The sequence below is a fragment of the Pradoshia sp. Z5_111 genome (assembly GCF_058267535.1).
The window spans coordinates 518,214-532,093 of the sequence record NZ_JBZCPQ010000001.1; the positions used below are offsets into that span (position 1 = coordinate 518,214).

The 13,880-nt window shown below is 38.4% G+C and carries 12 protein-coding genes and 1 pseudogene; 12 read left to right on the plus strand and 1 reads right to left on the minus strand.

The genetic code is table 11. The features are described from left to right. Positions 1-612: 612 nt before the first annotated feature. Positions 613-1,893 (plus strand): annotated as a pseudogene (locus AC4D4A_RS02550) (flotillin family protein); the annotation flags it as partial. A 105-nt stretch (positions 1,894-1,998) separates the two neighbouring features. Here AC4D4A_RS02550 and AC4D4A_RS02555 read toward each other — a convergent pair. Continuing rightward, positions 1,999-2,451 carry an OsmC family protein gene (locus tag AC4D4A_RS02555; RefSeq protein ID WP_490994445.1) on the minus strand — a complete coding sequence of 151 codons (453 nt, stop codon included), beginning with the start codon at positions 2,449-2,451 and terminating at the stop codon, positions 1,999-2,001. 443 nt (positions 2,452-2,894) lie between these two features. Here AC4D4A_RS02555 and AC4D4A_RS02560 point away from each other — a divergent pair, with 443 nt between their 5' ends. From AC4D4A_RS02560 to AC4D4A_RS02610, 11 genes are all read left to right on the plus strand, one after another. After that, on the plus strand, positions 2,895-3,845 hold the full coding sequence (locus tag AC4D4A_RS02560) for a peptidylprolyl isomerase (protein WP_490994446.1): 951 nt from the start codon (positions 2,895-2,897) through the stop codon (positions 3,843-3,845). A 355-nt stretch (positions 3,846-4,200) separates the two neighbouring features. After that, positions 4,201-4,773: a nitroreductase family protein gene (locus AC4D4A_RS02565; protein ID WP_490994447.1), complete on the plus strand. Its 573-nt coding sequence runs from the start codon at positions 4,201-4,203 to the stop codon at positions 4,771-4,773. Positions 4,774-4,917: 144 nt separating this feature from the next. Then, positions 4,918-5,502: an RBBP9/YdeN family alpha/beta hydrolase gene (locus AC4D4A_RS02570; protein ID WP_490994448.1), complete on the plus strand. Its 585-nt coding sequence runs from the start codon at positions 4,918-4,920 to the stop codon at positions 5,500-5,502. Positions 5,503-5,529: 27 nt separating this feature from the next. Next, positions 5,530-6,174: an SDR family oxidoreductase gene (locus AC4D4A_RS02575; RefSeq protein WP_490994449.1), complete on the plus strand. Its 645-nt coding sequence runs from the start codon at positions 5,530-5,532 to the stop codon at positions 6,172-6,174. Positions 6,175-6,578: 404 nt separating this feature from the next. After that, positions 6,579-8,009 (plus strand): lysine 2,3-aminomutase, encoded by a 1,431-nt coding sequence (gene kamA / locus AC4D4A_RS02580; RefSeq protein ID WP_490994450.1) that lies wholly within the window; start codon positions 6,579-6,581, stop codon positions 8,007-8,009. Next, positions 8,006-8,275, plus strand: coding sequence for a YokU family protein (locus AC4D4A_RS02585; protein ID WP_490994451.1), 270 nt, complete (start codon positions 8,006-8,008; stop codon positions 8,273-8,275). The genes kamA and AC4D4A_RS02585 overlap by 4 nt, the downstream gene beginning before the upstream one ends. 95 nt (positions 8,276-8,370) lie before the next feature. Continuing rightward, positions 8,371-9,030 carry a CoA transferase subunit A gene (locus tag AC4D4A_RS02590; RefSeq protein WP_490994452.1) on the plus strand — a complete coding sequence of 220 codons (660 nt, stop codon included), beginning with the start codon at positions 8,371-8,373 and terminating at the stop codon, positions 9,028-9,030. Beyond that, entirely contained in the window at positions 9,027-9,683 is a 657-nt protein-coding gene (locus tag AC4D4A_RS02595) for a 3-oxoacid CoA-transferase subunit B (protein WP_490994453.1), read from the plus strand. Before AC4D4A_RS02590 ends, AC4D4A_RS02595 begins: the two co-directional genes overlap by 4 nt. A gap of 85 nt (positions 9,684-9,768) precedes the next feature. Continuing rightward, positions 9,769-11,133: an aminotransferase family protein gene (locus AC4D4A_RS02600; protein WP_490994454.1), complete on the plus strand. Its 1,365-nt coding sequence runs from the start codon at positions 9,769-9,771 to the stop codon at positions 11,131-11,133. Beyond that, positions 11,120-12,418: an aminotransferase class III-fold pyridoxal phosphate-dependent enzyme gene (locus AC4D4A_RS02605; RefSeq protein WP_490994455.1), complete on the plus strand. Its 1,299-nt coding sequence runs from the start codon at positions 11,120-11,122 to the stop codon at positions 12,416-12,418. Before AC4D4A_RS02600 ends, AC4D4A_RS02605 begins: the two co-directional genes overlap by 14 nt. A 3-nt stretch (positions 12,419-12,421) precedes the next feature. Continuing rightward, positions 12,422-13,873 carry an aldehyde dehydrogenase family protein gene (locus tag AC4D4A_RS02610; RefSeq protein ID WP_490994456.1) on the plus strand — a complete coding sequence of 484 codons (1,452 nt, stop codon included), beginning with the start codon at positions 12,422-12,424 and terminating at the stop codon, positions 13,871-13,873. The last annotated feature ends 7 nt before the right edge of the window (positions 13,874-13,880 follow it).

Genomic DNA, 13,880 nt, shown 5'->3' on the forward strand with positions numbered 1-13,880 from the left:
TCAATAAAGTCTTTTTATGGATATTTAACAGAGAAAGGAAAAGTAAGTGATATTTTCGGAACAATACCTTCTTTTTAAGTTTTTTTAAAAGATATATGTAGGAGATATAATTTTAGGGAACAAAAGGAAAGAGAATCTTTCACATAGGAAACAATAAATGAAATTTTAGAAAACCTAGACAAGTATTTTATTTAATATCAAGGGCTGTGTGATCAGCTCTTTTTTTTTTTTTTTTGTAGATAAGCAATCTAATAGTTATTTATTTTAAAAAAAAAATTACTTGAAATATTAAAAGTGATATTTACTAATAATTTTAATCAAGAAGAATAAAAGTATGTTTGATGTCAGGGAATCTGTGGTGATGAATACATTTGTGAGTGGCTAATAATAAGGATTGATCTAAGTATGATATTTTATCATCATTTATAGTCTATAAAATTTATGAACAAATATAAAAATGGTTTTATTGATGTTATTCTAAGTAATTGTACATAATTACCTAAGATTATGTACAATTTTTATTATGTACAGTTTCCTGAACTTGAAAAAGCCTTTGATATCATAGAAAAATCAATAATTAAATAATTATGTCCAATAAGTTTATAGAGATAATACACCGAACAGGGTGTTCCGGTAATGGCAGATGGTGTATCCATTATTAAAATAGGTAATACCATTTCTGAAATTGCAACAGCTGCGGAACAATTTTTAGGGAAAACGAAGGATGACCGTGAACAGGAAGCAAGAGAAGTACTGGAGGGGCATTTACGCTCCATTCTTGGTTCGATGACAGTTGAGGAAATCTACAAAAACCGCGAAAAATTTTCACAGGAAGTACAAAGGGTTGCCTCGCAGGATTTAGCGAAAATGGGATTGGTTATCGTTTCTTTTACAATTAAAGATGTGCGTGATAAAAATGGTTATTTGGAATCGCTTGGTAAACCGAGAATAGCTCAGGTAAAAAGGGATGCGGATATCGCAACAGCCGAAGCCGATAAAGAAACACGAATCAAACGGGCTGAAGCATCCAAGGAAGCGCAAAAAGCTGAACTTGAACGTGCAACTGAAATCGCAGAGGCAGAAAAATTAAATCAATTGAAAATTGCTGAATTCAGACGTGAACAGGATATTGCTAAAGCAAAAGCCGATCAGGCATATGATTTAGAAACTGCACGTTCTAAGCAAGATGTTACGGAACAAGAGATGCAAATTAAAATCATTGAGCGGCAGAAGCTGATTGAATTAGAAGAAAAAGAAATTTTACGCCGTGAAAAACAATATGATTCAGAAGTGAAGAAAAAGGCAGATGCAGATCGTTACGCAGTTGAACAAGCAGCTTCTGCCGAAAAGACAAAGCAATTAACCGAAGCCGATGCTAATCAATATCGTATTGAATCAATGGCCAGAGCTGAAGCAGAGAGGGTACGTTTAGATGGTCTTGCAAAAGCGGAAGCCCAAAGAGCACAAGGGGTTTCTGAAGCGGAAATCATTCGTTTAAAAGGCTTGGCGGAAGCTGAAGCAAAGCAAAAAATCGCAGAAGCCTTCGAGCAATTTGGTCAGGCTGCTGTGATGGATATGATGTTAAAAATGCTTCCTGAATATGCAAGGGAAGTTGCTAAACCGTTGAGCAGTATTGATAAAATAACGATTGTTGATACAGGGAGCGGCGGTGCAGGCGGCGGTGCCAATAAAGTGACCGGATATGCGACGAATTTAATGGCAACTTTACAAGAATCATTAAAAGCATCCTCCGGAATCGACATGAAAGAGTTAATTGAAAGCTTTGCAGGTAAAAATTCAGGCGTCAGTCCTAGAATAAACCTTGAAGAAGAGTTGGCTAAAACTGAGATTCCTATTGTTAAGGGACTTGATCGTACTCCAGATCAACTCTAAATAAACAATAAACAAACCTGAGTTCATATGAGCTCAGGTTTTTTCTTGTTTAGTACGGATATTAGGATTGAATAAACTAGAAGCACCTTCTAGAGTTTATAACCATTATTCAGAAATGCGCTTAACTGTGATTTCTAATTCTATCTCTACATTGTCTTTGAGAGCACGGCTGATCATACAGGAAGTTTCTGCTTTTTGGGCTAGTTTTTGGACGAGTGCGATATCATTTGCAGTTGCAGAGTCCTTTAGTATAATCGATGGCCGATGAATAATCTTTTTATAGGTAAACACACCGTTTGTTACATCGACAATTCCCTCTGACTGTAAAGTTAACCCTTCTTTATCTATATGACTGCGTTCCATCATAGCTGCCAGCGTAATAATATAACAGGTTGCTGCAGCACCAAGTAACATCTCATCTGGATTTGTCCCGATTCCGGGTCCATCCATTTCCTCCGGTATCGAAATTTTCGTATGAAGATTTTTAGTATGTATTTCACCTATATCATTACGTAATCCAGGCCAAACAGCCTCTAAAATAAACTGATGCTCTGCCATTATAAAATCCCCTTTATTTACCTATTATTCTTCATTTTAATGTGTAAATGAATCTAATTCACATAAAGTGCTTAAAAATAGTTAAAAAGGGGGTTTTCTTGTTAATTGTCTAATCATACTTTAGAGCAATATTGAAGCATAGAATATTTTATTTATTATCTTAGGAAATTAATGATTGATGAATACCAAATTGTGACTAGTTGTTTACAGGGAGCAAATATCATCTAATGTAGTTTCAAACAAGGATTATATTTTCACTTTATGATGTTTTCATATACTATAATAGGTAATATTACATATAGTCATATTGATTGTATCCATATTTTCATTAACTAAACAATATTTAACATAGGGTATTTTATATTTGACATATTCCTGACACATTATATGATTATAGTAATGTTAACGCAATTCATAAATTTTATTTTGATAGGAGTTATATTATGACCAACGAGATAAAGAATACTTCAGATACAGAAGAGAAAGCTACTGAAATTAAAGCAGATCAAACAAAAAAACCTAAAAATAAGAAATGGATTGCCGGTATTGCAGCAGCTGTCGTATTAACAGGAGCAATAGCTGGTGGGGCATATGCATATACAAAATCTCAAACAGTAGGCAGCGTCAATGGCGACCGCATTACTAAAAATGAATTATATGACACAATGGCCAATGTGTACGGAGCATCTGCTGTAGATAGCTTAATTACGATGAAGGTCATTGAAAAGGAAGCCGATGATCGCAAAGTAAAAGTTTCAGATAGTGAAATAAATGAACAAGTAGATGTTTATAAAGAGAATTATGGCGGAGAAGAAGGCTTAAAATCAGCACTTGAATCCAGTGGTTTATCTATAGAGGATTTGAAAGAAGATATCGCAATAAACATTAAAATTGAAAAGTTAATGCAGGAAGATGTTGAGATCACAGAGGATGAAGTAAAAACTTATTATGAAGAGAATAAAGCAAACTTTGACCAACCTGAACAGGTTGAAGTTAGCCACATCCTTGTTGAAGACGAAGACAAAGCAAATGAACTAATGAAAAAAATCAAAGACGGCGAAGATTTTGCTAAACTAGCCAAAGAAAACTCTACTGATACAGCATCTGCTGAAAGTGGTGGAGAGCTCGGTTATATTTCTAAAGGAGAAATGGTAGAAGAGTTTGAAAAAGCAGCTTTCGCTTTAGAGGTTGATGAAGTTAGTGATGTGGTTAAATCAGAATATGGATACCACATTATTAAATCTACAGGCTATAAAGAAGCGAAAGAATCCACTTATGAAGAATCAAAAGCGGATGCTAAAGAAGCCGCTCTAAGCGAAAAGATTTCTTCTGAGTACAACACATGGCTAGAAGACTTAAAGAAAGATTATAAAATTAAAAATAAATTTGAATAATAATGTTCAAATATCAAGAAGAAGTGACATAAGTATTTCAGTCAATAATAAATCCGACCTATTAGGTGATATTTTAATAAATATCGCCTAATAGGTCGGATTTTTATTTGTTTTCAATAGATTGTTTCCTTCTGTATACCATTATTAAACTTAGCGCAATGGAACGAACTTTTTAAGTAACAAAGTCGATAAATTAGCTATCGTTCGTCTTTACAGGATCGTTTATAAGTTATGTCCCATGCTCTTTTATATTTAAGAAGAAGAAATTTTTGTACTTTCCAACATAGGGATATATAGTATAGTAGTAACTAAATTTTACAAAATATAGAGATAACTAGATAGGGAGGTAATGTTTATGGAACTATTTGAAGCCATTAAAGGAAGAAGAAGTATTGGCAAGGTTAAAAATGAACCAATACCTGATGAGCTCATACATAAAATTATTGAAGCGGGAACATGGGCACCCTGTCATCATCGTACAGAACCATGGAAGTTTTTTGTTTTGAAAGAGGATGGCAGAAAAATCCTCAGTGATGTGTTAGTGGATATCCTGAAATCTGAATTAGATGATTTTGAGTCAGAAGAAAGTAAAAACAGATTAGAAAAAGTGAGCAAGAATCCCTATCGTGCTCCTGTCATCATAGTGACTGCCGTTGAACCAGTGAAGAATGATAAGGTTCTGATTGAAGAAGAATACGCTGCTGTACATGCAGCTACGCAAAATATCCTGCTGGCAGCTCATGCTCTTGGACTGGGTGCCGTATGGAGAACCGGAAAACAATGCCATGATAAACGAATGAGCAAGGCTTTTAATCTTTCTGAGGATGGTGCTGTAACTGGGTTTATCTATATAGGATATCCAGATATGAGTCCTAAAGAAGGTTCAAGAAAATCTATTGATGAAGTGACCAAGTGGATAACCAAGTGATAATGAAAGCCGGTACCAGAGTATATTCACTCTGTACCGGTTTATTTTTTTGAAGAAAGTTTGTTTACTGTAAAAGTAGACATAAAATATATTAATCTGATAAACTTAGTATGAAATTAAATCGGTAAAATAGGAGGGGTTAATATGGAGCGCAATTTTCTCATATTGCATGGGCTTGGAGGAAGCGGACCTGAACATTTGCAATCCTGGCTGTATAATGAGCTGGTGGATGCAGGTGAAACAGTTTATTATCCGACCCTTCCTGAATATAATGATCCTTATAAAGATAAGTGGATAAAAAAATTGGAAGATACCTTTCAAACTATTACCTCAGACCATATAACCGTTGTTGCTCACAGTTTAGGGTGTGTCCTATGGCTTCATTTTGCTCTCAAAAATGCTCATAAGATAAAAAAATCGGTTAACCGTGTTATTTTAGTGGCACCGCCCTCTCCCTGTTTAAAGTATGAAAAGATCAAAAGGTTTTTCCCCCTTCCAGTTAAGGGTAAAGAATTAATACAGTCTTTTCATCATACACTGCAAATTCAATCCACAAACGATCCTTATTGTACTGTTGAAGACAGTCAATTTTATAAAGACTTGGATATTAGACAACTTTTGGTTGTAAATAAAGGACATATAAATATCGACTCCGGTTTTGGAAAATGGCAGTGGATGCTTGATTATTGTCTGGATCAAAATCATGATTTTGCATTAAATGAAGGCTGATGTTTAAATAGGAAGGTGATTGTTTCTATGAATATAGTAGTAGTGGGTGCAAATGGACAAATTGGCAATCAATTGGTTCACCTCCTTAAGGAAGATGGACAACACAATGTAAAAGCGATGATCAGAAAAGAAGAACAGGCAAAATCATTTGAAAAGATTGGAATACAGACTGTTCTTGCTAATTTAGAAGATAGTGTAGAAAACTTGGCGAGGGCAATTGAAGGATCAGATGCGATTTGTTTTACAGCCGGGTCAGGAGGAAGCACAGGTCATGACAAAACGCTTTTAATTGATCTGGATGGTGCAGTGAAAATGATGGAAGCAGCTGAAAAGGTTGGAATCAAACGATTTATTTTGGTCAGTGCTCTTCAGGCTAACAACCGCGAAAACTGGAGCAATGAAATTAAACCTTATTATGTTGCCAAGCATTATGCTGATCGAATTCTCGAAAACAGCCCATTAACGTATACAATCATAAGGCCTGGTGGATTGTTGAATGAACCAGGAAACGGGAAAATTCGTACGGGGGATACAATAAAGGCTGGAACGATTCCGCGTGAGGATGTGGCCCGAACTATTTTGGCTTCCCTCGAAAATGAGGCAAGCTATAATCGTTCTTTTGATCTAATATCAGGCGATACCCTGATTGAGGAAGCTCTCAACCAATTATAAAATTTGTCGAAGCAGTTCAGTTTTTAGCTGAACTGCTTTATTTGTTTGTCATAAAAAATATGAGTATCTTTCGACTCGAATTATCAAAATTTTTGATCATTGACAGTGTAAGGTTAGAGGTGATAGGTTGGGTTAAATACACAAAATTTCCATTCGTTCATATATTAGATTTTGTATCTGTAAATCCAAATTAACTGTTAATCGTCATTCCATAGGAGACTCCTCTTCGGCTCTCAGCATAGGAACGGAATGATTTAAAATGAGCTTACCATTCAGATATAGTACAATTCACCATAATTCGAATGGCGATAAAGCCTCCGGGAGATGGTGAGAAAGTGATAATGTCTTTTGAGCAGGCTCGAACAATTATCCATTCACATACGAAGTGTTATTGAATATGTACCATGGGAGGGAGAATAGTGGACTATAACTTATACAAACCCAAACGCCATTGGAGTGAAATCGAGTTATGGAAGGACGTAGCGGACGATCAGTGGAATGACTGGATTTGGCAATTAACACACACCATCAAAACATTGGATGATTTAAAAAAAGTGATTCACCTTACACCCGAAGAGGAAGAAGGTGTACGGATCTCTACTAAAACGATTCCCTTGAACATAACACCCTATTACGCATCTTTAATGGATCCTGATGATGAACGCTGTCCAATCCGTATGCAATCCGTTCCTATAGGAAAAGAGCTCCACAAAACGGTGTATGATTTAGAGGATCCCTTACATGAAGATGAGGATTCCCCAGTCCCAGGGTTAACTCACCGTTATCCAGACCGTGTCCTATTTTTAGTAACAAATCAATGCTCCATGTACTGCCGTTATTGTACGAGAAGAAGGTTTTCCGGTCAGATTGGTATGGGAGTTCCAAAGAAACAGTTAGATAACGCAATCAATTACATCAGCCAAACACCGGCAGTCCGGGATGTTTTAATCTCTGGTGGTGATGGCCTTCTCATTAATGACAGTATACTGGAATATATATTAAAAAACTTACGCGCCATTCCTCATGTAGAAATTATTCGTATTGGAACTAGAGCCCCGGTAGTATTTCCGCAAAGAATCACAAAAGAATTATGTACTATCCTTAAAAAGTACCATCCTGTTTGGCTAAATACACATTTTAATACATCAATCGAAATTACAGAAGAATCAAAGCGTGCCTGCGAGCTGCTTATTGATTCTGGAGTACCTGTGGGCAATCAGGCGGTTATTTTGGCTGGGATTAATGACAGTGTCCCGATCATGAGAAAATTAATGCATGATTTAGTCAAAATAAGAGTTCGTCCTTATTATATTTACCAATGTGATTTATCAGAAGGGATTGGACATTTCAGAGCTCCTATTAGTAAAGGCTTAGAAATTATGGAGGGACTGCGCGGCCATACAAGCGGATATGCTGTACCGACTTTTGTGGTTGATGCACCAGGCGGGGGTGGGAAAATACCGCTTCAGCCGAACTACATCATTTCTCAAAGTTCAAATAAAGTGATCTTACGTAATTTTGAAGGTGTGATTACATCATATCCAGAACCGGAGAATTATGTGTCCGGTCGTGCAGATGAATATTTCAAACAAACATACCCAAATGTTTATGAGGATTACAACAGCACAGGTATCCTCTCCATTATGGATGATAAAAAGTTTAATATTACACCGGATGGACTAGAAAGATACAACAAGCGAAACGCCTATCAACAAAATCCGGAGCATTCGTCACTTAAAGATCAACGAGATAAACGGGACGTTCTAAAAGAAAAGAAATTCAAGGCCCAACAAACAAAAACAACTAAAACTGATCAAGAGGATTCAAAAGTATGAAATGCCAATGGTGTGAACAAGATGGTGCAATTGAGACCAATACCACTGTATTTTGGGAGCTGCCAGATGGTACGCAATCACTAGAAATAAAGGAAACACCAGCCATCCATTGTGCTAATTGCCAAATGGAGTATTTAACGGATGAACTTACTGAGGAGATTGAGGACCATTTATTGCTCATTAATACAAAACAATTAACAGGCACTGTACAATTTGGAGAATTGATGAAAATACCAAGGTTTTTAAAGCGAAACTATTTTAAATAGACAAAATAGTTGTAAGCGGTTTCGAATCTGGACGTCAAAGAAAAGCTATATTCTTTGGCGTTTTTATTAAATTGAAATGGACAGAGGTGAATGGGGTGAAACCAGTACTTACACCTGATGCAGCTGCTTCCTTGCTAAAGAATGGAGCCCGTATTATGGTTGGGGGCTTTGGACTGGTAGGATGTCCAATAACATTGGTACACGCTCTAGACCGAAGGGGGATAAATAATCTTGAAATTATCAGTAATAATCTCGGTGAGCCAGGCAGGGGGCTTGGAGTTCTTGTACAGAAAAAGAAGGTAAGAAAGGGCATTGGTTCTTATTTCACATCCAACCCTGATGTAGTGGAGGCTTATCTTCGGGGAGAGCTTGAGATTGAACTTATGCCGCAGGGAACATTGGCAGAAGCGATTCGTGCTGGTGGAGCTGGAATACCGGCATTCTATACACCCGTAGGAGCGGGTACTGACTTAGCAAAGGGGAAAGAAGAAAAGATTTTCAATGATAAAAAATATATATTGCAACATTCTTTAAAGGCTGATTTTTCACTGATCAAGGCCTATAAAGCAGACAAACTCGGTAATTTAATTTATATAAAGTCTGCCCGGAATTTTAATCCTACTATGGCGACGGCCGGGAATATCGTGATTGCTGAAGTGGATGAAATAGTAGAAGCGGGAGAACTTGATTCTGAGGATATTATCACACAGCATTTGTATGTTGATTTCTTAGTTTTAAAGGAGGAGTCGTTGTGAGTTCAAAAGAGACGATTGCCAAACGTGCTGCACGATTCCTTGAAAATGGTAATATTGTCAACTTAGGAATTGGGATTCCAACATTGGTAGCAGATTTTATCGAGCCTCATCTATCCGTATTTCTACATACAGAGAACGGGATTCTTGGGGTGGGACCTACCCCATTAAATGAACCAGATCCCAATTTGGTGAATGCAGGAAAGCTACCCGTAACTGTATTGACCGGCGCCTCTTATTTTGATAGTGCATCATCTTTTGCGATGATACGAGGGGGACATATTGATATCTCGATTTTAGGTGTTTTACAAATTGATGAGATTGGCAGGATTGCGAATTGGGCGGTTCCGGGAAAAGCAGTTTTAGGTGTAGGAGGGGCGATGGATTTATTAGAGGGCTCTAAAAAAATTATCGTGACAACCTTGCATACAACAAAAGCAGGGAAGCCGAAGCTCGTTAAACATCTTAATTATCCACTAACATCTGAGCGGAAAGTGGATTTTATTATAACTGAATTAGCCGTTTTTGCAGTCGATGATGAGGGGCTTATTTTAGTGGAAACTGCTCCAGGAATAACAGTAGAAATGGTTAAAGAGAAAACGGAAGCTAATTTCAGAATTCAGTTAAACAATGGATTTGTTGGCTTTAATATGTAGCGTAAAAAAGTCTTGAATTCGCTTTTTAAGCATATCTTGTTTGTAGAAAAATGATAGAACATCTCTATGAAATGGAGAGAAGCAAATGGCTGACCATGTCTTTCATCGTGATTTTATGAATAAATACCCTATTATTACACATGGGCAAGGGATTTATTTATACGATCAGGATGGCAAGCAATATATTGATGCATGCTCGGGTGCTGTTGCCGCAAATTTAGGTCACGGGGATGTAACGATTGCTGAAGCGATGGCTGAACAGGCAAAAAAAGCAGCCTTTGTACATTCGATGCGTTTTGAAACCGAGGTATTGCATCTTCTGGCAGAGAGAATTGCCGAGATCGCTCCCGTTCCATTAAACAAGGTTTATTTCACCTGCGGTGGATCGGAGGCGAATGAAAGTGCTATTAAACTTGCAAGGCAATACCATAAAGGTGCAGGAAATCCGGAAAAACATATTGTGATTGGCAGATGGCAATCTTATCATGGAAATACTTTAGGGTCCTTATCTGCCGGAGGTGATATTAAAAGGAGGCAGGTATATACGCAAAATCTACTTGATTTTAAACATGTTTATTCTCCCCATTGTAAACGATGCCCATACCAAAGGAATCTTGATGATTGCAATCAACAACATAATTGGTCATGCATTAAGGATATAGAGAAGTTGATTATTGAGATAGGTCCGGAACAAATATCCTGCTTCATAGCTGAACCAATTGTCGGGAGCCAATTGGGAAGTGTGAGTCCGCCAGAATCGTATTTTAAAGAGGTCAGAAAATTATGTGACGATTACAATATTCTTTTGATTGCAGACGAAGTGATGACGGGGTTTGGGAGAACAGGGACCTATTTTGCTGTAGAGCATTTTGGTTTTATACCGGATATTATTACATTTGGCAAGGGAGTATCAGCCGGTTATTCCCCTCTTGGCGGTATGATTGTTCACGATCGATTAATTGAAGGGATTATTCAAAACAGCAATGGGAAATTTGCACATGGATATACATACAGTGGCCACCCGGTCTCTGTTGCTGCCGGATTGGCAGTTCTGAAAAAATTAGCTGACTATAAAATCCTTTCCAACGCAGTTGTGCAGGGTGAATATTTAATCACACAACTTAAATTGCTTCAGAATCGTTACCCTGTCATTTGGGATGTAAGGGGTGAGGGCCTTTTAATAGGCATTGAATTTGCTGCCAATCCGAAAGGAGACCCTTTCCCTCCCTCTATCTCTGCGTCTGAAGTGATTAATCGGATTGCCATGCAAATTGGAGCTGTCTTTTATCCAGGAAGTGGATCAATTAACGGCTATGAAGGAGATCATTTGTTAATTGCTCCGCCGTTAACAGTCTCCAGGGATGAAATTGATTCAATCATAAATATTTTAGAACTTGCTCTGCAACATTTTATGTATTCAAGGGGGGAAGTAATTCATGAGTCATTCTGAAAAAGTTACTGAATTAACAGAGAAAGCGAGAAAACATATATCTCCAGTTAGCACAAGAGTGACGGAATTAATTATAGACCGAGGCAAGGGAGCGCGTTTTTGGACGAAGGATGGAGAGGAGTATATAGACTTTGTTTCAGGGGTAGCTGTAAATGCACTTGGCCATTCTCATGAAAGAATCGTTAACGCTATAAAAACACAAGCGGAACGACTCGTCCATTTTGGTTTAAATTATGGCTATTACGAGACGGTGATTGGCTTGGCTGAAAAGCTGGCACAAATCACGCCGGGTAATTTGGATACGGTATTCTTCTCCAATTCAGGCGGTGAAGCAATTGATGGAGCACTGAAGCTGGCACGTGCGGCTACTGACCGCCCAGGAATTATCGCTTTCAATGGATCCTTTCATGGACGCACATTAGGTGCTACTACTGTAACAGGATCCAGCAGTAAATATAAAAAGTACTACGAACCGCTGGTAGGAGAGGTTTACCATACACCTTATCCATATCCCGGTTTAGTAAAAAATATCAATCATACCGATTTGACAAATTATTGTATCAACCAATTACATTCGTTATTTGATTTACATATTGACCCATCGAGAGTGGCCGCTATACTTGTTGAACCTGTTTTGGGGGAAGGCGGATACTATCCCGCACCTCCGTTGTTTTTGCAGGAATTAAGGAGTATTGCTGATGAGCATGGGATTTTATTGATATTTGATGAAGTTCAAACTGGATTTGGCAGAACTGGCCGGATGTTTGCTTCGGAGCACTCAGGAGTAACTCCAGATATCCTCGTTTTAGCAAAGGCTTTATCAGGCGGCCTGCCACTTGGTGCGATTGTGGCAAATAGGGATCTACATAATAAATGGCCTGTAGGGGGACATGGCTCCACATTTGGCGGCAACCCCATTTCATGTGCAGCTGCCCTTGCAAGTATTCAGGTGATTGAAGAAGAGAATCTGGTAAAGAGAAGTAAAGAACTTGGTGAGCAAATTGTTAATAGACTGCAAACTAATTTGCTGGGATATGAGTCAATAAAGGAAGTCCGCGGAGTCGGTATGATGATTGGCATTGAATTCAATGAAAATGATGAAAAGTCCATAGTGCCGCTTATCAAAGCGCGATGCCTGGATAAGCATTTACTAATCATGAACTGCGGAGTTAACGGGCAAACCATCAGGCTCATGCTGCCATTAAATATATCAACAGAAGAATTGGATGCCGGGTTAACCATTCTAGAAAGCGTTATTGGAGACGTGGTAAAGGAGGGTATTTAGTAAATGTCCAAAGGAGTCACGAAACAGCTGCTTTACATGAATGGTCATTGGACTCAAGACATTAATCAGAATTATCGGGAAAGCAAGAATCCGGCAACGAATGAAGTGGTGGGTAAGTACGCAATCGCAACGCCAAGCCAGGTTGACCAGGCTGTGCAGCATGCTCACCTTGCCTTTAAAAGCTGGAGAAGAACACCTGCACCGGATCGTGCTGTTTTTTTATGGAAGGCGGCAGATTTATTTGAACGAAAGAGAGATCAATTAGCCGAAGTTATGACCAAAGAGATGGGAAAAGTTCTGGCAGAAACCCGCGGTGAAGTGAATGTCGTCATCGAAACATGCCGCTATATGGCTGGAGAAGGCCGCAGAATGTATGGTGAAACCATCGCTTCCGGCAATAACAATCGAACGATTACGATGAATCGGGAGCCGCTTGGTGTAGTTGCGTGCATTACTCCATGGAATTTTCCGATAGCGCTTGCCGCTTATAAAATTTGTGCAGCTTTAATCAGCGGGAATACGATTGTGTGGAAACCAGCTTCTGAGGTTGCACTCTCAGCAGGTATATTTATGCAAGTCTTTCATGAGGTTGGTCTCCCAAATGGGGTTTTAAATCTCATTACAGGGAGAGGCAGTCAGGTGGGAATGCAGCTTGCTGAACATGAAGATGTAAAAGTGATTTCTTTTACAGGCTCTACTGAAGTAGGCATGCTGCTTTCACAGGTAGGTGCCAAACAATTAAAAAGGGTTTCCCTTGAGCTAGGTGGGAAAAATGCCGCAATTGTTCTACAGGACGCAGATCTAGATTATGCAGCAGAGTGTATTGTTAAAGGTGCATTTGGAACAACAGGGCAAAAATGTACGGCGACAAGCCGGGTTATTGTCGAACAATCGATTAAAGAGGACTTATTGAAAAGGGTCGTAAAGTTAACGAAGGAATTGAAAATAGGTAATGGCCTTAGTGAAAATATAGACATCGGTCCTTTGGTAAATGAGCAGCAAATGAATGTGGTTGAGAAATACGTAAAGATAGCTACAGAAGAAGGAGCCTTATTGGAGTGTGGAGGTAAGAAATTAGCGAACAAAGAAGGGTATTTTTTTGAACCAACTATTTTCAGTGAGGTGAAAAAGGAACATACGATTGCAAAGGAAGAAATATTCGGCCCTGTTCTTGCCTTTATTGAAGTGGATAGCTATGAAGAGGCGATTGAGGTGAATAATGGTACGAAATATGGACTCTCGACCGCCATTTTCACAAGCAGTTTGTCTAGTGCCAACCGAGCTGCCGCTGAAATTGAAAGTGGATTGGTTTATGTAAATAACGGATCTGCAAATGCTGAAATTGGTGTTGCGTTTGGCGGGACTAAATATTCAGGGAATGGTCATCGGGAAGTATCCCATCATGCTTTGGATAGTATGACGGAATGGAAATCAATATATATGACTTATCTATAGGAGGGTT